Annotated in this window: 20 protein-coding genes; 8 read left to right on the forward strand and 12 right to left on the reverse strand. The window is 51.0% G+C overall.

The window, feature by feature from the left end; genetic code table 11:
* Positions 1–6: 6 nt before the first annotated feature.
* Complete coding sequence (locus KU854_RS06935) at positions 7–450, reverse strand: CBS domain-containing protein (RefSeq protein WP_218357690.1); 444 nt, start codon at positions 448–450, stop codon at positions 7–9.
* Between the two features lie 369 nt (positions 451–819).
* On the opposite strand from KU854_RS06935, the gene KU854_RS06940 reads away from it, so the two are divergent.
* Positions 820–1,848 (forward strand): metal-dependent hydrolase, encoded by a 1,029-nt coding sequence (locus KU854_RS06940; RefSeq protein ID WP_218357691.1) that lies wholly within the window; start codon positions 820–822, stop codon positions 1,846–1,848.
* A 61-nt stretch (positions 1,849–1,909) separates the two neighbouring features.
* Here KU854_RS06940 and cobO read toward each other — a convergent pair whose 3' ends face one another.
* Positions 1,910–2,500, reverse strand: coding sequence for a cob(I)yrinic acid a,c-diamide adenosyltransferase (cobO, locus tag KU854_RS06945; protein WP_054779846.1), 591 nt, complete (start codon positions 2,498–2,500; stop codon positions 1,910–1,912).
* A gap of 211 nt (positions 2,501–2,711) precedes the next feature.
* Here cobO and KU854_RS06950 point away from each other — a divergent pair, with 211 nt between their 5' ends.
* The 3 genes from KU854_RS06950 to KU854_RS06960 all read left to right on the forward strand — a co-directional run bounded on the left by KU854_RS06950 (position 2,712) and on the right by KU854_RS06960 (position 5,203).
* Positions 2,712–3,440, forward strand: coding sequence for a dienelactone hydrolase family protein (locus KU854_RS06950; protein ID WP_218357692.1), 729 nt, complete (start codon positions 2,712–2,714; stop codon positions 3,438–3,440).
* A gap of 149 nt (positions 3,441–3,589) precedes the next feature.
* On the forward strand, positions 3,590–4,063 hold the full coding sequence (locus tag KU854_RS06955) for a low molecular weight protein-tyrosine-phosphatase (RefSeq protein ID WP_218357693.1): 474 nt from the start codon (positions 3,590–3,592) through the stop codon (positions 4,061–4,063).
* A gap of 165 nt (positions 4,064–4,228) precedes the next feature.
* Positions 4,229–5,203, forward strand: a complete 975-nt coding sequence (locus tag KU854_RS06960) for a LysR substrate-binding domain-containing protein (protein ID WP_218357694.1) — start codon at positions 4,229–4,231, stop codon at positions 5,201–5,203.
* A gap of 75 nt (positions 5,204–5,278) precedes the next feature.
* Here the strand turns inward: KU854_RS06960 and KU854_RS06965 are convergent, their stop codons facing one another.
* A complete protein-coding gene (locus tag KU854_RS06965) occupies positions 5,279–5,665 on the reverse strand; it encodes a hypothetical protein (protein WP_218357695.1) in 387 nt (128 codons plus the stop codon).
* Between the two features lie 10 nt (positions 5,666–5,675).
* Positions 5,676–6,995: a putrescine-ornithine antiporter gene (gene potE / locus KU854_RS06970; RefSeq protein ID WP_218357696.1), complete on the reverse strand. Its 1,320-nt coding sequence runs from the start codon at positions 6,993–6,995 to the stop codon at positions 5,676–5,678.
* Between the two features lie 415 nt (positions 6,996–7,410).
* Between potE and adiA the strand changes: the two genes are divergently transcribed.
* Positions 7,411–9,705, forward strand: coding sequence for an arginine decarboxylase (adiA, locus tag KU854_RS06975; protein ID WP_218357697.1), 2,295 nt, complete (start codon positions 7,411–7,413; stop codon positions 9,703–9,705).
* 89 nt (positions 9,706–9,794) lie between these two features.
* On the opposite strand, the gene KU854_RS06980 is transcribed toward adiA, so the two are convergent.
* From KU854_RS06980 to KU854_RS07005, 6 genes are all read right to left on the reverse strand, one after another.
* Entirely contained in the window at positions 9,795–10,982 is a 1,188-nt protein-coding gene (locus KU854_RS06980) for a M20 metallopeptidase family protein (RefSeq protein ID WP_218357698.1), read from the reverse strand.
* Complete coding sequence (locus KU854_RS06985; protein WP_054779842.1) at positions 10,983–11,432, reverse strand: hypothetical protein; 450 nt, start codon at positions 11,430–11,432, stop codon at positions 10,983–10,985.
* 3 nt (positions 11,433–11,435) lie between these two features.
* Positions 11,436–12,260 carry a DUF3100 domain-containing protein gene (locus KU854_RS06990; RefSeq protein ID WP_218357699.1) on the reverse strand — a complete coding sequence of 275 codons (825 nt, stop codon included), beginning with the start codon at positions 12,258–12,260 and terminating at the stop codon, positions 11,436–11,438.
* 330 nt (positions 12,261–12,590) lie between these two features.
* On the reverse strand, positions 12,591–13,892 hold the full coding sequence (locus KU854_RS06995) for an ABC transporter substrate-binding protein (RefSeq protein WP_218357700.1): 1,302 nt from the start codon (positions 13,890–13,892) through the stop codon (positions 12,591–12,593).
* Between the two features lie 10 nt (positions 13,893–13,902).
* Positions 13,903–15,876: a HAMP domain-containing methyl-accepting chemotaxis protein gene (locus tag KU854_RS07000; RefSeq protein WP_218357701.1), complete on the reverse strand. Its 1,974-nt coding sequence runs from the start codon at positions 15,874–15,876 to the stop codon at positions 13,903–13,905.
* Between the two features lie 394 nt (positions 15,877–16,270).
* Positions 16,271–17,023, reverse strand: coding sequence for a DNA repair protein (locus tag KU854_RS07005; RefSeq protein WP_218357702.1), 753 nt, complete (start codon positions 17,021–17,023; stop codon positions 16,271–16,273).
* Between the two features lie 320 nt (positions 17,024–17,343).
* Between KU854_RS07005 and cysB the strand changes: the two genes are divergently transcribed.
* The 3 genes from cysB to KU854_RS07020 all read left to right on the forward strand — a co-directional run bounded on the left by cysB (position 17,344) and on the right by KU854_RS07020 (position 20,379).
* Positions 17,344–18,318, forward strand: a complete 975-nt coding sequence (cysB, locus tag KU854_RS07010) for an HTH-type transcriptional regulator CysB (protein WP_218357703.1) — start codon at positions 17,344–17,346, stop codon at positions 18,316–18,318.
* A gap of 135 nt (positions 18,319–18,453) precedes the next feature.
* On the forward strand, positions 18,454–19,656 hold the full coding sequence (locus tag KU854_RS07015; protein WP_255555452.1) for a methyltransferase: 1,203 nt from the start codon (positions 18,454–18,456) through the stop codon (positions 19,654–19,656).
* On the forward strand, positions 19,657–20,379 hold the full coding sequence (locus tag KU854_RS07020; protein WP_218357705.1) for a sulfite exporter TauE/SafE family protein: 723 nt from the start codon (positions 19,657–19,659) through the stop codon (positions 20,377–20,379).
* Positions 20,380–20,451: 72 nt separating this feature from the next.
* Here KU854_RS07020 and KU854_RS07025 read toward each other — a convergent pair whose 3' ends face one another.
* On the reverse strand, positions 20,452–21,321 hold the full coding sequence (locus KU854_RS07025; protein ID WP_255555463.1) for a DUF3943 domain-containing protein: 870 nt from the start codon (positions 21,319–21,321) through the stop codon (positions 20,452–20,454).
* 161 nt (positions 21,322–21,482) lie between these two features.
* On the reverse strand, positions 21,483–22,667 hold the full coding sequence (locus tag KU854_RS07030; RefSeq protein ID WP_218357707.1) for an aromatic amino acid transport family protein: 1,185 nt from the start codon (positions 22,665–22,667) through the stop codon (positions 21,483–21,485).
* Positions 22,668–22,789 lie beyond the last annotated feature (122 nt).

Raw genomic sequence — 22,789 nt, forward strand, 5'->3', positions numbered from 1 at the left:
AAGGCCTTAGCCTTTGGCTCTTTTGAGCGATTTTTCACGTTTGAGGATGTCCTGAAACGCGGTCAGCAAGTCGACAGCGGAGAGGATACCTACCAACTCTTCCGTTTTATCCAGCACTGGCATGGCGCCGATGTTATGGTCCAGCAGGCGCTGGTTGGCCTTGGTGAGGGTTTCATAGGTATGGCTGACAATCACGTCTTTGACCATAACATCACCCACAGTTAAATCGTCAGAGAGCAGGTAAGGGTGCGCAATGTCAGGTGCTTCGTCTGCCCAGTTCGGCCGACGCAACTGGCGGTCGCTGATGATCCCGACCAAGGTGTCGCCGTCAACAACCGGGAGATGGCGAATATCCTTATCCCGCATCAGGAAGTAGGCTTCGCGTACGCCTGTATCAGGGGTGACGGTGACAAGTTTTCGCGTCATGTAATCGGAAACTTTTCCTGGCATCGTATCAATTCCTCCTCGATGGGTGCGTAGAACTTCAAACCTACCGAAAGCAGGGGGAGGATGTTGGGACGAAGAGCGCAGAATTTTCCGGACTGATGCCTGTAAACACATTTAATCGTTTCAAGTTGTGTATAGGTTGTTACGCGCGGAACAGCGTAAACCTGCGCTGTGCCTCAGCCTATAGCGTTGACTCTCCCCTGAGCTGCTTTGCCGCATCCGCGATTTCTTATCTGGCTCGGTATAATCGCTTTCACTCTCAGCGCAAGACGTTAAAATCATGTTTCTGCGTGATAAAAACCAAAATAACTGGCTTTGCCCTCATACTTCGATGCTTGGGTAACGCCTGAAAACAGAAAGGAAAAGTCGTTAATGGATTCTATTTCTCAGGCCGCGCTGGGTGCTGCGGTTGCTGGGTTGGTGGCGGGAAAACGCTGTAGCCCCAAAGTTCTTTTAGCTGGCGCGGCGCTCGGCACTTTACCCGATCTTGATGTGTTGCTGGATTATGGTGACCCAATCTCCAACATGGTCAAACACCGTGGCTTTAGCCATTCATTGTTCGTGCTCGTGCCATTTTCTGCGTTGCTCGCCGTTATCTGGCACCGCCTTTTCGCCAAAAACTGGCCGCTGTGGCAGTTAATTGCATTGATCACTGCAGCGCTAACAACCCACCCGCTGTTGGACTCATTTACATCCTACGGCACTCAGTTGTTCTGGCCGATGGATGTGCCGCCGGTGGCCTTTTCGAGCATATTCATCATTGACCCGCTCTATACCATACCGCTTTTAATACCTGTGTTGGCAGCCTTTATCTGGCGCAGCCGCGCGGCATGGCTCTGTGGCGTCGGCCTTGCGCTTTCTTCAGCGTATCTCTTGTGGTCGCTGGTGGCGTTGGGCATGGTTGAAGAGAGGGTAGAGGCCAATATTGCTGGCACCCACCTTGAAGGACAGCCGGTGTTTATTACACCAACACCGGTTAATACCGTGCTTTGGCGTGTGGTAGTGCTGGACGGGGATCAATACTGGGAAGGGTTAACCTCTTTGCTGGATAACGACACAGAGATCAACTGGTTGCCAGTAGACAGAGGGCAGTGGCCATTTCCGAGCAAGCCGTCGCTGCTGACGGATTTGGAGGATTTTACCGCGGGTTTTGTCAGTTACCAGCGTGATGGGAATGCACTCGCGGTGACCGATTTACGCCTTGGAATGGCCATGTACCATCCATTCAGTTTTGTCATGGCGGAGAAAAATGCCGACGGGATCTGGCAATCTGTGTCGCCGGAACAACTGGACCCTGGTCCGGTGTTACCGCGTCAAATTCCGGCATTGTGGATGCGCCTGCTGGGTTTGCAGTCTATCGATGCCATGCTCTGTAATGAAAACGACTGTTACCGCGATTAAGCGCCCAAACGCAAAAAAGCCCTGCGCTGCAGGGCTTTTTTATGAGACTCAATAATTTGTCTTACCAGTCTATGCCTTGGCGCACTTTGATACCGGCGTCAAAAGCGTGCTTAACATTACGCACTTCCGAAACGGTATCCGCCATGTCTGTCAATGTGCGGTGCGCGGCGCGTCCGGTGATAATGACCGACTGATCCTTTGGACGGTTTTCCAGTGCCTCGACAACTTCATCCAGTTCGATATAGCCATAAGTGACCATATAAGTCATTTCATCGAGCAGGATGACATCGTAGGAAGGGTCAGCCAGCATGCGTTTGCACTCCTGCCACACTTCCTGTGCGGCCTGGGTATCCGCTGCTTTATCCTGGGTGTCCCAGGTAAAGCCGGTCGCCATGACATGGAATTCAACCCCGCATTTCTCTAGCAGGTTGCGCTCGCCACAAGCCCAAGTGCCTTTGATAAACTGTGCCACACCGCATTTCTGGCCGTGCCCTGTCGCGCGCGTAACCATGCCAAATCCGGAGGTGGATTTCCCTTTTCCGTTTCCGGTGATCACCAGCAACAGCCCCTTTTCAGTCTGCGCAGCCGCTACACGCTCTTCTACTTGTTCTTTTACTTTTTGTTGTCGGGCTTTGTAGCGTTCATCGCTCATTTGCTTTCCCTCAGTGCGTTTTCTGGTTCTGAAATTGTCTGGCAATGGTACGCAACTACGTGTACCGCCAGTAAAAAGAACACAACATACCAAAACAAAAGTGAGATGGAAGTGCAAAAGCAAATAAAAACCGACTAAACCACTTGGGTATTTCTGAACGTACCCCACCAGGGAAACTAAACTGTTCAAAACACCACAAGAGGACGGAAAGATGAAACTGCTCGGATGGCTGGCAATGGGTTTATCATTCAATGCAATGGCGGGGGAAGTGGTTGACTACACGTCGAATGGCATGGCGCTGGAGGGGTACTATGCGCCTGCACAGGGGCAAGCAAAAGGCTCAGTGATTCTCATCCATGACTGGGATGGTTTGACGGAATACGAGGAAAGACGTGTCGATATGCTGTCGTCGATGGGTTACAACGCCTTTGCTGTCGACCTATATGGAAAAGGCAATCGCCCGGTTGAAACCAACGCCAAGAAAGAAGAAACCGGCAAACTGTACAACGACCGGGAAAAAATGCGAACCCTGATCCTGGCAGGTATCGATAAAGCCAGGGAACTGGGTGCACAAGATGTTGTGGTCGCGGGCTATTGCTTTGGCGGCGCAGCAGTGCTGGAGCTGGCGCGTTCTGGGCAGGGAAAAGGGGTGAACGGGTATGCGACCTTCCACGGCGGCCTGAAAACACCGGCTGACCAGAGCTATCCGGAAAATACCGCACCAATATTCATTGCCCATGGCGGCGCGGATACTGGGATCCCAATGACAGACGTGGCGGATTTATCTGTGCAATTGGAAAACGCCAAAGTGCCTTACCTGATTGAGGTTTACTCAGGCGCGCCCCACGCTTTTACCGTATTTGATTCCCCGCGTTACCGTGAAACCGCAGACAACCGCTCATGGGAGACATTTACCACCTTCCTTGGCGAAAACCTCTGATTCAATGCCTGTTTGGAGCCGCGCGCGTAGAAACCTGCCGCGCGGCTTAGTTTTTTGCGCTCAAAGAAGTCATTCGTTACAGTATTCCTTTGAAGTAAGGGAATGGCCGCTTACAAAAATGTCAGTCAGCAGAAATGCATGGAGAGAAAATGACAGCCAATAAACCGAAACTACTGGTCGTCTGCATGGGAAATATTTGCCGTTCACCGACAGGTGAAGCGATTTTGCGTGCCAAAGCGAAAGCGCGCGGTGTAGAGGTGGAAGTGGACTCTGCCGGTACCATTGGCTATCACGCTGGCTCAAAGCCTGACCCCAGAGCCCAGAAAGCGGGCGAAGCACGTGGCTATGATTTTTCGGGTATCCGCTCACGTCAGGTGGAAGATAAAGACTTTGCCTACTTTGATATGATCCTTGCCTCGGACAAAGCCAACCTCGCCGATTTGCTTGACCGCTGCCCAGAGGAATACCGCGACAAACTGTCCCTTTTCCTGAGTCATAGCGACAGTGACATGGATGAAGTACCCGATCCGTACTTCGGCGGCTCCCGCGGTTTTGAACTGGTATTGGACTTAATTGAACAAGCCAGTGACGACATTCTTGATAAATGCGCGCAACAGACGTAAAACACGAAAACGCTAACCTCTCCTGGGTGACTGCCCGGCTGGGCTTCCCCTTACCGTCCCAATCTTTGGTGCATGTCGAGCATTTTGCATCGTTTCGCTTGTTAAAAAATGTTTGCTCTTATAAATTTAAGTTCTAACGCTGATATCGTCGTATGAGGTAAGGGATTGAAACTTCAGCAGCTTAAATATCTAAAAGCGATAAAGGACAACAACCTGAATGTTTCCGCCGCTTCGCAATCACTGTTCACTACCCAGCCGGGTGTCAGTAAGCAAGTGGGACTGCTGGAAAAAGAGCTTGGGGTACGCATTTTTGAACGCCGCGGGAAAAACCTGAGTGGTGTAACGCCTATTGGTGAACGCATCCTTGAGCAGGTTGAGCGGATGCTGGCGTTGGAGCAAAAAATCAAAGCGCTGGCGAGTGAGCATCTCGACCCTAGCGTTGGTACGCTGAACATCTATACCACGCATACCATCGCACGATATCTGTTGCCTAACAGCGTGTCCTACTTCACCAAAAAATACCCCAACATTAACTTCCACCTCCACCCGACATTGCCACTGCAAACCAAGGGTGTGATCAGTAAAGGCCACTCGGATTTCTCCATCGTGGCGCACGATATCGGTGGCGACAATGATTTGATTGTACTGCCTGCCTACCGCTGGACGCTGGGGTTGGTGGTACCGGAAGATCATCCTTTGGCTACGGTTTCCAAGCCGACGCTACAGCAATTGGCTGAATACCCCATCCTGAGTTACGAGCCGGGCTCGACGGGCAGACGTACACAAGACGAAGCTTTTGGCCGTTTGGGTATTCGCCCGAACTACTTTATGACCGTCATGGATGCCGACGTGATCAAGCGTTACGTCCAGTTAGGTTTTGGTATCGGCATTGTTTCTACCCTTGCGGCAAAAGACATCGAAAATACCGGCTTGTCTTACATCAATCTGGATCACCTGTTTGAACCGTCCAACGCCTGGATCTGCTTTTCAAAGGACATCCTGCTACAAAACTATATGTATGATTTTCTGACTTCATTCTCCCCGCATCTGACGAAAACCCTGATGGAAAACGTGCTGATGCAAAGTGGCAGTGACAAGGTAGAAAAGCTGTTCGAAGGATTGGAATTGCCCGTGTACTAATGTGACGGGATGCCGAACAAAAACAAAAAAACGCCAGCAATTCGTTGCTGGCGTTTCTGTTTTAGAGGTCCCGGATCAGTTGCTGCTTTCAGACGATTCGGTGTCTGAAGGCGGCGTTCTGATCACCCGACCCTGATTGTTGTTCAGTTCAGGGTGATCGACCAGCAAATGCTTGGTGATCTTGGGTGGAACCGATTCGTTCTCCGGATGGTTCTGATGAAATATCGGTGTTCTTGGACGGTACACATGTGGTGGACGTCCGTCATCAAGCGTTGTTTCAGTGATGCGTTTTCCGATAATCACTTCGATTGCCGTCATTGGATCTGACGTTGGAAGTTCTACGGCTTCCGTTTCGCTTTCATTCACCGTCACCTCTTCAGAGGCTTGAGCGACAGGAGAAACAGCCAGCGCCAATAACAGTGCCGTCACACCAGTGAGTCGCAATCTGTATTTATCATGCATCTTGGACCTCCTAGGCCATAGAGCCGTTGTTGCTGTCTCGAGCGGCAATGAATCCGTAGAAAATATAACCAAACAGGGTCAGGATCGCACCCCAGAATACGGCGGACTGACCACAGGCGTAAACGCCGTAGATACTATAAACCACCGCCAACGTACCGATAACCGCCCCGGTTTTGTATTCCTGTGCGCTGACATTTTTCTTGCGAAGGATAACTTCCAAGCCAGTGAGCGAAAGGATGTAAGGCACCATGTTGATGAACACGGCCAGGTTAAGCAGGATATTGAACTGGCTGACCAGGTTTGGAGAGATGGTCATGATGGCCAGACCCAGCTCCAATGCCAGCATGATAAGCATGCCTTTAACGGGCGCGTTGGCTTTGTTCACCTCACCGAACACTTTCGGGAACAGACGAATGTCCGCAGCGGCTTTTGACACCTGTGCGTTGGTGAACTGCCAGCCTAAGAGCGAACCGATACAGGCGATAACGGCCAGTGCCGTGATGACTTGCCCGACGGTGTCGTTGAACATGTAGGTATACACAAGACCAAATGGTGCGTCTGACTTCGCAAGCTCAGCATTCGGGATAATACCCTGAATAACGGCGGTGGAAGCGATGTACACAATGGCGGTAAAGCTGGTAGCCAGCATACAGGCCAGCGGCACGTTCTTTTCGGGGTTTTCCACGGCTCCGGAGTTGGCACCGGCGGACTCAATACCGAGGAATGCCCACAGGGTGAGTGCAATACCGGAAGAAATTGCGGTTACTGTGGTGTCTTGATGTGGGTTCCATGCTTCAGCGAAGACATCTGGTTTAAACCAGAACCAACCAATGATAGATAAACCCACAACCGGAATAATGATCCCCCACACGGTGATTGCAGAGATTTGACCGGTAATTTTTGGTCCCCCGAAGTTTGCAACCATGGTGACAACGAGGATGGCACACACAGTGATAAACGTATGGATAGGGGTAGTTTTAATCCATGGGAAGAAAGGCACCAGGTAACCTGCTGCTGATACAGCAATGGCAACGGCACTGATCACAAGGCACACGTAGTAGGTGTAAGAGGCGATAAAAAATGAGGACTTCCCGTGTGCTTCGGCGGAGTAAGCTGACATACCCCCGTCTTTGGTGCAGTACATCCCACACTTAGCGAATGCGTAGGCGATACACATTGCACCCACGGCTGTTACCAACCAGGACAACAGGGATATTGCCCCTGTCTGGGCAAGACTTGCCGGCAACATGATGATGCCGGAGCCCATCATGTTAACGGTCACAATGGTGGTCAAACCGACCAGCCCCATTTTGTTTTGTTCTGATGCCATATTGATTCTCCACTCTCAAATTTTGGGCGCAAAACATGGATGCCTAGTCTTGTTGCGTACTTAAACAATGGATGGAGCTTCGTTGCCACACCAATGAAAAATGCGCCACTGACTATGAAAAATGTTGTTGCCGACGAATTGAAAGTAGATGTGGGAGTATGAACTGTTTGATTCTTTTACAAGACACTTCGCTACAAACCCATTTTTCTTTTTGCGCCATAAATTCGGACAGTCGCAAAAAGATGAGAGATGGCGGCGCATATAGGGTTTTTCTGGGTTAGGAGGGGAGTGACAAGAAATTATTTTTGGATTTTGTCTTTTTTGCGACTCTCCAGAAAGCATGGCTATCCTAACTTGAAATGGACTCAATAAAGATTGAGCGACATTTCTCCTCATATAGTGCCGGAGCTTGGTTATGAGAACCTACGGAAAGAAATTTAATGTTTTGATTTTGGAAGAATCCCGAAAAGCAGGGGTGGTCGGAAATGCCATTGACAGGCTCATTGCCGAGCTTGAGGACGGTGGTGCCAACGTGATGGTCGCAAGCAGTTTTGACGATTGCTACTCTGTTATTTTCACCAACACTGCGCTGGATTGTTTGATGCTGACGTCCGCCATGAGCGGCTCGCAGAGCGAAGAAAATGAAAAATTCTATGTCCTGATCGACAAGCTGAACCGTCGCCAACAAAACGTGCCGGTGTTCCTGCTGGCAGAGCGTAAAAAAATCACGCTGCACGTTACCCGCGAGATGATGGAGAAAGTGGACGAGTTCGCCTGGATTCTTGAAGATACGCCGGACTTCATTGCAGGACGTGCCATTGCGGCAATGAACCGTTACCGCAAAAATCTGTTACCACCTTTGATGTCTGCGCTGATGAAATACGACGACATCCATGAATATTCCTGGGCCGCACCGGGTCACCAGGGTGGTGTGGGCTTCACCAAAACACCGGCAGGCCAGCGCTTTTACAACTACTACGGTGAAGGTATTTTCCGCACTGATATGGGTATTGAGCGCGGTAGTCTGGGTTCGTTGCTCGACCACACCGGCTACTTCGGTGAGAGTGAGCGCTATGCAGCAAAAGTTTTCGGTGCTCACCAATCTTATTCACTGGTAACCGGTACATCCGGCTCGAACCGTACCATTATGTCCGCCTGTATGAACGAGGACGATCTGGTTATCTGTGACCGTAACTGTCACAAGTCCATCGAGCAGGGCTTGATGCTTTCCGGTGCGCGTCCGGTTTATCTGGTGCCAACCCGTAACCGTTACGGCATTATCGGCCCAATCTTCCCGGATCAGCTTTCAAAATCCGTGTTGGATCAGCGCGCGAAAGAGTACTCGCTGACCAAAGACTACGCCGACCAGCGTGCCACCTATGCGGTGCTGACCAACTGTACCTATGACGGCCTTTGCTACAACGCGAAACGCGCTCAGGACATTCTGGCAGAGAGCAGTGACCGTATTCACTTCGATGAAGCCTGGTATGGTTACGCGCGCTTTAACCCGATTTACGAAGACCATTATGCAATGCGTGGCGAGCCGGTTGATGATCCGGATGCGCCAACTGTATTCGCGACTCACTCAACGCACAAACTGTTGAATGCGCTGTCTCAGGCCTCCTGGCTGCATGTGCGTAACGGTAAGGGCGCAATCAGTTATGAGCGCTTTAACCAGGCGTATATGATGCACGCGACCACATCGCCACTTTATGCAATCAGCGCATCGAACGATATCGCTGCTTCGCAGATGGATGGAAACCGAGGTCACTCACTGACGCTCGAAGTGATCCGTGAAGCGGTCGACTTCCGTCAGGCAATGGGTCGCCTGTACCGCGAATACAACCAGAATGGTGACTGGTTCTTCAAACCTTGGAACGCAGAAACGGTGAAAGATCCGGAAAGCGGCCAAACTTATGCGTTTGAAGATGCACCGGCAGACTTGCTGTGCACCAGCCAGGATGCGTGGGTCATGCACCCGGGTGACAACTGGCACGGCTTCCACGATATGCCAGCCGACTGGTGTATGCTCGACCCTATCAAAGTCAGTATCCTGGCTCCGGGTATGGGCGATGACGGCAACTTGCTCGACAGCGGCGTGCCTGCTGCCCTGGTAACGCTTTACCTTGGCCGCTTTGGTATCGTGCCAACCCGTACCACAGACTTCCAGGTTATGTTCCTGTTCTCAATGGGTATCACCAAAGGTAAGTGGGCAACGCTGGTTAACACGCTGATGGCGTTCAAGCGTCACTACGACGCGAATACTCCGCTTGCTGATGCATTACCGGATCTGGTGGCTGACTTCCCGGATGTCTATGGCGACATGGGTCTGAAAGATCTGGGTAACAAGATCTTTGGCTACCTGAAACAGCACAACCCGGGTGAAGTGTTGAATGCAGCTTACGAAACACTGCCGGAAGCGATCATGACGCCTCGTGCCGCTTTCCAGGCTATCGTCAAAGACAATGTTGAGATGGTGCCTTCGCATCAACTGGAAGGCCGTGTCGCTGCCAACGCTGTAATTCCTTACCCACCAGGCATTCCTATGCTGATGTCAGGTGAAAGCTTTGGTGATGAAAACAGTCCACAAATCAAATACCTCAAGAGCCTTGAGGTGTGGGATGAAGAGTTCCCCGGTTTCGAGAAAGAGACGGAAGGTACCGAACTTCACGACGGCATTTACCATGTAATGTGTGTGAAGAACGTTTAACGGTGTAGATCGCTGAAAAATGAAAAGGTCTGGTGGTGAGCCAGACCTTTTTTCTTACAGTTCCTTAACTACAGTTCCTGTAGTACCAATCAGTTGCAGGCGATGCGGATAAAAATCTGCGCGCCAATCAACAGAAAGTCGTCATCCACGTAGTATGGATTTGAGTGCAGGTAGTTACAGATACCCGCTTCTTTGTTACCGCTGCCGAGGAAGAACATCGCACCTTTGCGATCTTCTGCCGCGTTCACCATCAGGCTGAAATCTTCAGAACCTGTCATCGGGTTACCGTTAGGATCCAGACGGTCTGCCGGTACGGTTGCACGCGCTGCATCTACCACACGCTGATACGCTTCAGGGTGGTTGATAACCGCTGGGTAACCTTCACAAACCATGGTGGTTTTAAAGCCACGGATTTCACTTTCTTTCACGAAAGTTTCAAAGCTGTCTTTCAGGATTTGATCGGTTTCTGCATCCATTGCACGGATAGTGCCGCGCGCCTGAGCGTAGTCAGGGATCGCGTTTGGAATGCTGCCGCCGTTGAACATGCCACAGCCGAATACCGCAGGGCTGAACGGATTGGTGCGCTTGGCAACCACGTAGTCCATGTCCATGATGATGCGGCTTGCTTCGCGGATCGCATCCAGACCTTTTTGTGGCGTTGAACCATGGGCAGAAATACCGTGAACATCCAGCGTCCACGCCGAGCCGTAGGAAGACATAATGCCGTTGTTGATTTTCACGAAGCCGTATTCCAGCGCTGCATCGTTATGCAGGGCGTACACTTCGGCAACGCCTTCCATGCAACCCAGCTCAACCATTTTGCTTGCGCCAGGTACACGCATGTCTTCTTCCGCCATCTGGAAGATAAAGCGAACGTTGTGCTTCAGTTCGCCCTGGTTTTCTACCAGGTATTTCGCCGTGGTCAGTACGATAGCCATGTGGGTATCATGACCACAGTTGTGTGAACGGCCTTCATGCTGGGAACGGTAGTCGTTCTCCGTCATGTCGTTCATTTCCAGTGCGTCCATATCGGCACGGAAACCTACACGTTTCCACTCTGGGTTTACGGTCAGATCTGCGATAAAACCGGTGAAACCTTCGTAAGTGGTCAGGCTGTAACCCATCTCAGTCATCAGCGCCTGGCAGTAAGCCGAGGTTTTGAATTCCATGCCCGATACTTCCGGGATCTGGTGCAGAGCGCGGCGGGTTTCAATGCTGAAGCCGTGCAGCTCAACCAGTTTGCTGTCCAGGTTAAACGTATTGTATTTGTTAGACATTTAGATAATTCCTTTCATCTCAAAGCCGATTTGCGCAATCATCGATGCACCGAAGAAACAGCTGGTCGCCACAATCAGGAAGATAACGATCACTTTCCACGACATCTTCTTCAGCTCTTCCATCTGGCCGCCAACAGACAGGCCTGCGAACGCCAGCAGAGGCACACACACAGACAGGAACTGGATTTTGCCCACAGATTCCAGGAAGTAAGTGCGAACCGGTGTTTCAGGCAGACAGATCAGAATGCCGATGATGGTCGCGTAAGCGAAGGTTGGCAGTGAAGACGGGATAAACTTCTTCGCTACCAGAGACAGGAACACGATCACCGACATTGCGATGAAGCTGTGAACCATCTCAGTTGGCGCAGTGCCATTGGTCAGAAATTGGGTAAAACCAGCCAGTACAATCGCAAGCGATACCAGCTTCATGTCATTCATAATCGCTTTCATGGCTTATTTACCTTTGTTGCAAATTTTGTACATCAGCTCAGCCAGTGGCAGGCCAAGGAAAGTCAGCGACAGTGCGCCCAGAACAGATGAAAGCAGGTTAGATGCTGCAGCAATACTCAGAACCTGTTTCGCCATTTCTGGATCCAGACCTGAAACCAGCGCGCCAGATGCTGCGCTCAGCATGGAGCCAGAACCTACGCCCGAACCTGCGGCCAGCGCCAGTGGGTGAAGGCCGGTCAGAGGTGCGATACTGCCCAGAACAGAGAACCACAGGGTACCGATAACAGAACCACACAGGTAAATAGCCAGTACGCCAACGTACTCCGGGCTGCCAGTGCCGAATTTGCCCTGGATTACAGCAATTGAAGGTTCGCGGCTGATAGAAGAACATGCGCCGATTGCTTTACGGCCGAACTGGAATTTCACCGCCAGTGGAATCGCAATCAGGATTGGCAGCAGGTTACCCAGCTCTTGGAACAGCAGTGGCACGCCGGCATCGATGATCATTTCCAGGTTAGGGATGATCATACCTGCGTATTGGGTACCCAGTACCAGCAGACAGTAACCAACCATCTTGCCGCAGAAGCCTTCTTCTTTCTCAGTGAAGACCTTGCCCCAGGCTTTGATTTTGTCTTTGGTGCCTTTCACAGACAGTGCCATACCGAACATCACGGCAAACAGCATTGGCAGGATAGAGATGGTGGCAAAGCCAAGGTCGATTCTTTTGGTACCAATCACAAATTGGGATAGGAAAATGAGAGCTGATACCGTCATAACGCTGGTAAGGACGACGCGCGCCTGACCGCCTTTGGTTTCTTCTGTGTTCATAGTTCATCAACAGTAAAAGTGGAATTCGCCGCTGATTATAGGGAGTGGTTTGGGGCGAAACGTGAATGAGATCAACAGAACGCGGCGGTATCTAGATGAAATCTAAATATGATATTCCCATATGGAATTAAGGGTTATTAGTGGGTTAAATCGGCAACAAACCGGTGTTTTTGCTGTTGGTTTTTGGTGTGTTGCCGTAACAATGTTAACCGGATAAAACCCTCGCAATAACAGTCAGGGCAATGGAGAACAACCGCACTCCATAGGTAAAACAGAAAGCAAATGGCGGATAAAGAAAACCCGGCCATCAGGCCGGGTTTAAAGGAAAGGTTATTGCAGCAGGGGAGTGCAGTCACAGGGCTGCTCAGCGGTTACTTCCTTGCGATCACGCTGAGGCTGATACCAGGCATCCAGACCTTTCTGGAGTTGGCTGGTGGCCTGTGCCGGTGTCATCTGCCCTGACATCACACTGGTGCTGGTTTCCCAGATTTCCAGTTCGAAGTTTGGCTCGCCGCGTGAAAGCACCTGCGCGGAGTTACGGATGGTCGAGTCGCACTTGTCGCGCCACGACATCATTTCCTGTGCAATCGGATCTTTCACATCGAAGAAGTGGTTCGACAGCGAGAAAAAGCCTGAGATCTCGTTGGTCAGCAACTCGGCAAACTCTGCGGTCGTCATCCATTTCAGGAACAGTTCGGCCGCTTCCGGGTTCTTCGATTTGGAGTAAATGCCCATGCCGAGATCGGTGTGGTCGGTGAAATAGCAGGCATCGCCTTTTTTCTCGACCGGTGGCGGGAACACACCCATGTTCACCTTGTCTTTGAACGTCATGATGTCCCACGAACCTGCTGGGTAGACGGCAGCTTTGCCGTCAGCAAACGCATTGATGGAATCGCTGTAGCTGCGCTGGTCGAAATTCTGCCCCATGTATTTGGCCCACTTTGCCAGTTCCTGAAAGGTGCGGCGGTACGGTTCGCTGGTGACAGGTGCTTTACCTGTCAATAGGTCATCGCGTCCGTCTTCCCCTTTCCAGTGCGTCGGGCCAATGTTCTGGAATCCCATGGTTGCTGCTTCCCACTTGTCGCGGGTACCGATTGCGAGTGGTAGGTAACCGGCGCGCTTGGCTTTTTCCAGCGCCCAGTAGAAATCGGCACTGGTAACCGGTTCATTGACACCGACTTCTTTGAAGATGTCTTTGTTATAGAAGAAACCGTGGATCACCGATGCCATCGGTAAACAGAAAGTCGTCGCGCCGGAATCTGTCTGCCAAGGGGAAAGAGCAAAGCTTGGGAAGTTTTCCATGCCTTCCATTTCGGTCACTTCTTTTAGCAAACCACGTTGGTAGAGTGCGAGCGACCCGTCGAATGGGCGGCAGGCGATCAGATCACCGGCCGTGCCGTTGTCGAAACGGTTTTCCATCTCGCCGTTCCACTTTGAAGCATCCCAGTCCGGTGGAGAGCGGTATTCCACTTTGATGTCCGGGTAGTGCTTGTTGAAGGCTGGGATGATTTTTTCATTCCAAACCGCATCATCACTGCGCCAGGAATCAATAACCAGTGTTGACTGTGCGTTTGCCAGCGTTGATGCCGCAAGGGTGAGGGCAGCCAGTGGCAAGAGGGTTACTTTTTTCATGGTCTGCTCCTTACACGCGGAAGTTGGCAATCAGGTTCTGTTGGTCTTGTGCTAGATCAGCCAGTGACTCGCTGCTGGCTGCAGAGGCACGGGCATCTTTCTCAGCTTCATACGCCACGTGGGCGATGCCGTTGATGTGTTCGGCAACGTCGTGGCTGACCTTGATTTGCTCTTCAGTTGCCTGTGCAACATGCACGGCCATTTCATGGATTGAGCGCATACGCGACACGATATCCTGCAGCGTTTCATCGGTCATGCGGGTCTGGTTCAGGCACTCTTCCATCTGCTTCTGGCTGATACCCATGGTTTCGGCCATGCGTGACGCATTCCCCTGCAGGTTATGGATCATCTGCTGGATTTCTTCAGTCGATTGTTGGGTACGGGTTGCAAGGGCTCGCACTTCATCAGCAACCACGGCAAAGCCACGGCCGTGGGAGCCCGCGCGTGCGGCTTCGATGGCTGCGTTGAGCGCCAACAGGTTGGTCTGCTCTGCGATATCCTGAATCACGTGCAGGATGGAGCCGATGTTGTTGGAGTATTGGTTCAACTGCTGGGTGTTGTTCACCGCTTCTTCGATGTTGCCGGAAAGCTGTTCGGTCAGCTGGCGGCTGCGCGATACCTGGACGCGGCCACTGTTGGCGGCATCATTGGTATTCTCAACTTCAGCGACAGTCAACTCTGTAGAGCGGGCAATCTCTTTCGCGCTCACTTCCATTTCAGAAATGGCGGCCGCTACCTGATCGGTACGTGATTTCTGGTCTTCGACGCGCGTCATAGCACTGTCACTGACATTCGCGGCGCGGCTTGCTTCTTCCAGCAGGTGTTTGGCGCCATCACCAAATTTCGCCAGTGTCTGGGACATGGTATTGGCAAGGGTATCAATCGAGCGGCTCAGTTCACCAAACTCATCCTGCGCATAGTAGTTGGCGCGTGTGCGCATGTCGCCACGGGTCATTTTATCCAGAACATCATTGATCAAAGCCAGCGGCTTTTGGATGCTGCGGGTGGTTTTGAATCCAACCCAGATACTGATCGCGGCGGCAATGGATGCCATTGTCAAGACGTAGAAGAACGCCTGACTTACCGCGGCCTCAGCTTCATCGCGGCTGGTACGTGCCAGTTGCTGGGCAAAGCCTGCGTAACCTTCCAGTTGCGTCTGGATGTCGTCCATCATGCGCGCAGTTTGCTGACTTTGCTGCGCAAGGCGGGCATCAATGTTTTGTTGGCGCGCCAGTACATCCAGCAAACCGCCGTTATCCAGTGTCAGTGCTTTTACTTTTGTCAGGTTGCGGGAGTAACGTGCTTTTACGTCATCTTCTACCGAAATCAGTTCCAGGCGTTTGAATGCAATTTCGATGTCTTTTGACAGGGCGTTGCGCAGCTGGCCGAGATCTGTGGTGTCATTGGCGCGGCGCAGCAGTTTCAGGTCACGGGCAATACCGCTGGTGATCAGCTCTGCACGGTTGTGCAGTGAACGCTTCACAGAAGCCTTTTGAAGTAGCAGATTCGCTGCCCACTGGTAGGTGTCTTCCAAACGCAGGAATTTCAGTTCCAGGGCATTTTGTTCTTCAACCAGACTGATAGCCTGTTTTTTCAGTGAGAGCAGAGCCTGTGCCTGTTCGAAGTAGCGGTTGGAAGCTTGGTAAATACGATCCAGTTGCTGGCGCTCTGTGCTTCCGGAAGCGTTTTGTTGCGCGTTCTTCAGCGTGTCGAAGAAGCGTTGTTTTTGTTGTCTGAACTGCGATTCTATCTGGGTATCTGAGGCCGTATCCTCGTTGAACGTACTGACCAGCAGGTTGGTGCGCATCAATTGAGTGATCAGATCGCCGGATGCGACGACCATTGGCGTGGATTGTTCAGTAATTTGCTCCACTTTTCCCTGTAGAACACGGGCGTTGAAAAGACTCACACTGCTAAGTATTGCCATTAATAGAAACATTAAGGCAAAACCCGCCACTGTTCTCTGTACGATAGACAACTTCATTGTTTTTTCTCTCTACGACAGTCTTGCGATGGGAAGACGAAAATGACGCTTGGCACAAAATTCGTGAATAAAAATAAATCGGTTCACAAAGCCAAGAAATGGCTGCGGATTGTGACACTAATCGACTTTAACGGCACTTCAACCGGATTTCTTTAGCGAAAAAGTGTTATCTGGCGCACAAATAATTCGAGTCGGAAATTAATTTGGAAGCAAGGTATCAAAACGGATAGAGGTGGTTCATCCCACTGTCACAATGCCACTGGACACAAGAGCGGTAGCGTTGTGAGTATCTAATTGATTGCAAGTCCACTGTATAGAGAGGCTTGAAGATGTTTCTGAGTAGGAACAGGGCAATAAAAAAGCCCCTGATGGGGCTTTCTCGGAAGGGGGAGGGCTACCACTTTTTCTTAGGGGCAAAGAGCTCATCCAGCTCTTTATTTTCATCATTTTTCGGTTTCAGCATCTTATCCTGATTCAGAATAGCGTTAACTTCGTCCAGCATCGTAGCGAGGTTATCCTTCACCGACTGACAGTAAGGGTCGCTTTTGCTGCTTACCACATCCAGGGCTTTTTTCAGCAACTGTTGCGCAGTACCCATCTGGCCTTTGATTTTTGCGTCGTTAACACGCTTAAGCACGTTTTCGATGTTGATCTTCATCTGCATCTGTTCAAGTCGCGCGTTTTCCGCCACAAACGCCTGGGTTTGCAAACGGCCTTTGGTATGCTCAGCCTTGATGACGGCACGAAGACGTTTTACCAGTTTGAGCATGGAAATGGCTTCGCGGTCACTGTCAGGCACGCGGAAAGAAGTGGACTCTTTGTTCTGGTAAGTTTGCTTGATTTGATCGACCTGAGTTTGAACATCGGCGATGCGTTGAGGCAATGAGCGATCGGATTTATCGATCTCATGCATGGTTTTCAGCGCATCAAGAATTTTCTGGTTCAGGCATACCAACAGGGTTCCGCTATACGGAAGATTATGTGCGTTACCGATCAGCTCTTCGGTGGCATCAATAACTGCAATATATTTAGCCATTTCCTGGCGCTTTGTTGACTCTACACGTTGGCGCTGCTGCGACATGATGTTGTAACCAACAATCAAACCGAGCAGGATGACGCATAAGCCAGCAATTAAGGCGATATTCATAAGTGAGCGTCGATATTCCCTGTTAAAACGAAGACTGACTAAGATACACGATCTGCCAGTAGGGTTATAGTTAGATAGTACTATTTTGGATCTTAGCTAAAATCTGGCGTCTCGTAACCCTTTTCTAAAACTTCGTGCGTTTGAACGCACGTTTATTGGTAGCGTTATCATTTAATTATGAGCGCTAAAACTATTCGCTACCATTGCGTCGTCGCGATGAAAATGGGCGCTGGGTAGGGGTTATGGTATGTAGTACTACAACAAACAAAAAAAGCACGATATAACTTGAACAAGAATATGATGAGGCGTGCTACAACGCTATGAAATTACAACAACTAAAGTACATTGTGGAAGTGGTCAACCACGATCTGAATGTCTCTTCTACTGCTGAAAGCCTTTACACCTCGCAACCCGGTATCAGTAAGCAAATCCGCGCTCTGGAAGATGAACTTGGCGTTCAAATTTTTGGCCGAAGTGGCAAACACCTTACAAAACTGACGCCCGCAGGCCATCAAATTGTCGAAATTTCCCGCGATATCCTGTCCCGTGTCGACAGCATTAAATCGGTCGCGCTTGAGTATACCAATCCGGAAACGGGGCAATTGAATATCGCGACGACCCATACCCAGGCACGTTATGCGTTGCCGACGGTGATCGCCCAGTTTGTCCAGCGCTACCCGAAGGTTTCGCTGCATATGCATCAGGGCGCGCCAAGCCAGATATCCGATTTCGTCCTGAAAGGCTTGTCGGACTTCGCTATTGCGACTGAGGCATCGCACCTTTATGAAGACCTGATTATGTTGCCTTGCTATCACTGGACACGTTCTTTGATTGTGCGGAAAGACCATCCACTGGCACAGCGCTCTGCTATCACTATCTACGATATCGCCCGATTCCCTCTGGTGACTTATGTCTTTGGCTTCACCGGCCGCTCAAGTCTGGATGTCGCGTTTAATGAAGCCAAGCTCAAACCCAATATCGTCTTCACTGCGACTGATGCTGATGTGATCAAAACCTATGTCCGTCTGGGGGTGGGTATCGGCGTGATGGCGCGCATGGCGTATGACAACGAGCTGGATAAAGATCTGGTAGCGATTGATGCCAGCCATATCTTCGATGCCAGTACGACCCGTATCGGCTTTCGTCGCGGGACAGTGCTGCGTAATTATATGTACGACTTTATCGAAAGTTTCGCACCGCACCTGACGCGGGACGTGATTGATCAAGTGCTTGCGATGAAAGATGCCAAAGAAATAGACCGGCTGTTTGCAAAGTTCGATCTGCCGGTAAGGTAAGCATCTCCCTCGTCATTCAGGCGCTTTCCGTTGATAGGCTGAAAGCGTCTTCATTCCAAGCATCTCCCACTGAAATCGAGGTATAATTGCGCTGATTTTTGCTGTCAGTCCGCAACAGTGCGGGTGGAGTTTTTGTTGTCCCCTCTTTCACACGATGAACATTTTCTAGCCCTGGATGCCCTGTTAACCCAGTATCGTGATTACTGGCAAGGCGTGCCGTTTGATTGTCTTGATTTGCCATGGCGGGACTCAACCCCTGGGCTTTGTGACTGGCTGGATGCCCAATCGCTTTCTGATCTGCAAGCCTGGAAGGCGCAACCTGTCGCGCTGGCCAAAGCGGTTTCGCAATGGCTCCCGGAAGCCGGGGAATTATTGGCCTTGTGCGAGGTTACTGAGAGCGAGGGTGGGCAATTCGATTGTGATTCGCATTGGTCTACCGGCGTGCCCGGACGCAAATGGGAGCAGATTTCTGCTTTTAACCGCGCTCTGCCTTATTCGCCAGGTAAACGTTGGCTGGAGTGGTGCGCCGGGAAAGGATATTTGGGGTGTATCCTTGCTGTGACCCGCAAGGCAGAGGTGACCAGCCTTGAATGGCAGGATGCCCTGTGTGTTGACGGGCAAGCGTATGCGACCAAACACAAGCTGCCTATGCGTTTTGTTCAGGGCGATGCCTTTGCCAGTGAAAGCAAAAAGCTGGTGGATGAGTGTGACCACGCGGTGGCATTGCATGCGTGTGGCGATTTACACGTGACCTTGCTGCGTCACTTTGTTGCTGCAAAGGCGGAAAGTGTCACCGTATCTCCTTGCTGTTATCACCTTATTCAGGACAAGCAATACCAACCCTTGTCGTCACTCGCCAAGCAGTCGTCACTGGTATTGAGCAAGCACGACCTGAAACTCCCTTTGCAGGAAACGGTGACAGCCGGGCAGACGGTAAAAAACAAACGTTTTGTCGAGGTCAGCTACCGCTTGGGGTTTGATGCGTTGCAGCGCAGCATTAACCCGGGTGCGCATTATCTTCCTGTCCCCAATGTACAAAAATCTTTGTTAAAAGAAGGCTTTGAGGCATTCTGTTTTTGGGCCGCGGAACAAAAAGGTTTGACGTTGGACCCTGCCACCGATTTCGCTGCATTCCAGCAGTTGGGGGAATCCCGCTTTTTGATGGTTGAACGGATGGAAACCGTTCGAACCCTGTTCAGACGACCGCTGGAAATGTGGCTGGTGTATGACAGGGCGCTTTACCTACAACAACACGGATTCGAGACTGCAGTGACCACTTTCTGCGCAAGGGAACTGACGCCGAGAAATATACTGATTTCTGCCACAAGGAAGGGCTAAATGTCACTGAGCGGGGAAGAGCTCTTACTGGTGATTGTTGCGTTGAGCGCAGGTGCGTTCGTGCAAAGTTTGATTGGTTTTGGACTGGCGATTGTCTCTGCGCCGTTTCTCATGATGATCGAGCCTTCCCTTGTGCCTGGCTCAGTCACTATGGTGACGCTGGGGCTCGCGGTGGTAAATACATGGCAATACCGACGCCAACTCTCCCTGAAAGGGCTCGGCTGGGCGTTTGTCGGCCGTATTCCTGGAACGGTCGTTGCCGGAGCGCTCCTTTTTTACCTTTCCCTGAACGCCCTTGAAATCATCATGGGTCTTGCTGTTTTGCTGGCGGTTGTCGCCAGCGTCTTCAAACTGGCCGTTGAACCGACCAATAAAAATATGTTCTGGGCAGGCTTTGCTGCCGCGGTCATGGGAACGACGACCAGCATCGGCGGTCCCCCAATGGCGTTGGTTTTACAAAAAATGGATGTGGTCAGGCTGCGGGCAAATCTGGCCGGATACTTCATCTTCAGCTGCGCCATTTCACTGGGAGTACAGTGGATGGCGGGGTACTTCACGTTGTGGCATGCCAAGATCAGCATGTACGCCTTGTTGCCAGTGATTATCTGTTCCTGGGTGGCATTCAGGCTGCAACAGTACGTCAAAGCAGAGTGGGTGAGGGTTGGTTTGTTAGGCCTTTGTACTTTCGCTGGTGCAGCAACCTTCCTGCGAGGCTTCAGCTAAATAGCCGCGAGCCCAAACGTCAGATGTAAAAAAGCCAGCATAGTTGCTGGCTTTTTCGTGTCAGTCTGGCAATCAGAACTTCAGGCTAACCTGCATACCAATGAACTGGTTGTCATAGTTTGCACCGGCATCGGCCGCAAATTTCGCAGCATCGGCATTGTTGAACCAAGGGTCGTAGCTCATCTGAACTTCAGTGTCGCCTTGCCAAATACCGGTTACCCAGTGGTGGATATGACCAACAGGGTTCAGGAAGAACAGGCTGACATTACCAATGGTTTCCGAGCCCAGCACTTCACCACCGTTAGCAACGATGTCTTTTTCTGCCAGATACATCCATTCACCGACGGCTGCACCAAACAGAGGCGTCACAATGATGTCCTGGATTGACGGTACTTCTGCAAAGGATTCAACACCGTATTCCCAGAAGAAGGTCGACATGGTGAATGAGTAAACGAACGATTCAAATTCGTTGAAACCTGAGTGACGTGCGGCTGTGTAGTAAACACCGCCAAAGTATGGGTGCATCACATAGTTCAGATAGTGGTCATCCTTGTCCCAAACCGGACCTTCAGACACGTTATCCCACCATTTTTTGGTCAGGTTGGAGAAGTCACGGTCTTCTGCTGTCCAGTTGGTCACGCTTTCAGGCAGGAAGGTCATCATACCGACCGTTGCCACACTCAAACCCAGAATGGTGTAGGTCTGGCCCATCAGGTAATCCCAGTCTTTCTCGGGTGCTGTGGTCAGGTAGCGTGGCAGGCGATGTGCAGGCGAATCATTGAAGCCCAGCGTATCGTCGTTGTTTTCCAATGCCTCGTCGCTCAATCCCAACTGGGTGTAACTTACGCTGCTGTTGTAGTCGTAAGCCTGTTGTTCAAAATTCAGCGTCGAAGCATCGAATGCGGCCGCAGATTGGGCGCAAAGTAGAGTGGCGGCAGCCAAGGTTGAGCGAAAGCGCACAAATATCTCCCAAACAATAAAATGCCAAACCGTGTCGCAGATTGATCTGGACGGGTCTGGCAAAGAATTCTTTTAATTAATGATAACGTCAGTTGATCGGTGCTTGAGATACGTCCTTGATGCGACACCGAAACGGATGGTTTTTAACCAATACCGTGTGCCAATTGTGAAACAATCACAACGAGGCCGCTAATAATAGCAATGGAAAGGGTGATATTTCCACCAAAAACTTGATATCGCTCTCGATTTAACCCCAGTTTGCGCACTTTGTGTGCCATCAGCACAGGAAGCAGAACAGCGAGGACGACCAGTGCAATGGCCGCATAGCCGAGCGCCGCAACAAATCCTTGAGGGTAGTAGAGTGCAATAACCAGTGGTGGGAGGAAGGTGATCATCCCGGTCTGGATCCGGCCTTTTGCATTGGCTGGACGCTTGAGCAAATCGGCCAGAAAATCAAACAAGCCAAGGCTCACACCCAAAAACGAAGTAGCCAGCGCCAAATCAGCAAACAGGGAAATAGCCTGAGTGAGTTTTTGCGAACTGACTGTTGCGCCAATCGCACCTAAGAACATGCCCAGTTCATTGTTTTCAGACAGCTGATCCTGCCCCAAAATACCAAAGCTCGCGGCTTGCCATAGGACATATATGATGAGGGGCAGCGCCGAGCCAATCAGCATAATCTTGCGCAGCGCGCGGATATTGAGGCCGGTGTAGGCAACCACGGAAGGGATGCTGCCGTGGAAACCGAATGAGGTAAACATCACCGGGATAGCAGAAACCAGCAGGCCTTTCTCAAGCGGCATGGAAAGTAAATTCACCTGATCGCCTTGCGGTAAGAGAAACATCAGCGAAAGGCCAAGCAGGACGATTTTGGTGATAAACAGCACGCGGTTAATAACGTCGACCTTGCTGGTACCAAGCATGACAGCACCTGCCACCAGCACGGTGAACAGCAGGGTACCTGTTTGTGTTGGCAGAGAAGGCAAAGACAGGGATGCCAATTTGCTATGGAATTGGCTACCGCCGCCGGCGATGTAAGCCGCGCAAAGGGCGTACAGCAAAAAGAGGGTAGCCGCGATCGCCAGGTAACGGCCTTTCTTACCCAAAAACTGATCAGCAAGGCTGCCTAGTGTTGCTGATTGCGGAGCATGCTGGTGGACTTCCAGCATCAGCAGCGCGGTATAACTCATCAACATCCACATCGCGAGCATCAAGGCAATGGATGGCATAAAGCCAATACCCGATGAAGCGAGCGGGAGAGCCAGCATACCGGCACCAATGGTTGTTCCGGCGATAATCAGGGTGCTTCCAAACACTTTACTGCGCATAAATCGTCATCTCTGTAATTATATGTTTACAGTGGCTATTTCCTTCCATGCGCCACTGGATAAGTGCGCATTATATATAAAAGGTTATCCTGTGGAATATGGAGTCATAAATTTACAAGTGT

Origin of the sequence: Enterovibrio paralichthyis (assembly GCF_019209835.1) — a bacterium.
Classification (GTDB): Bacteria; Pseudomonadota; Gammaproteobacteria; order Enterobacterales; family Vibrionaceae; genus Enterovibrio; species Enterovibrio paralichthyis.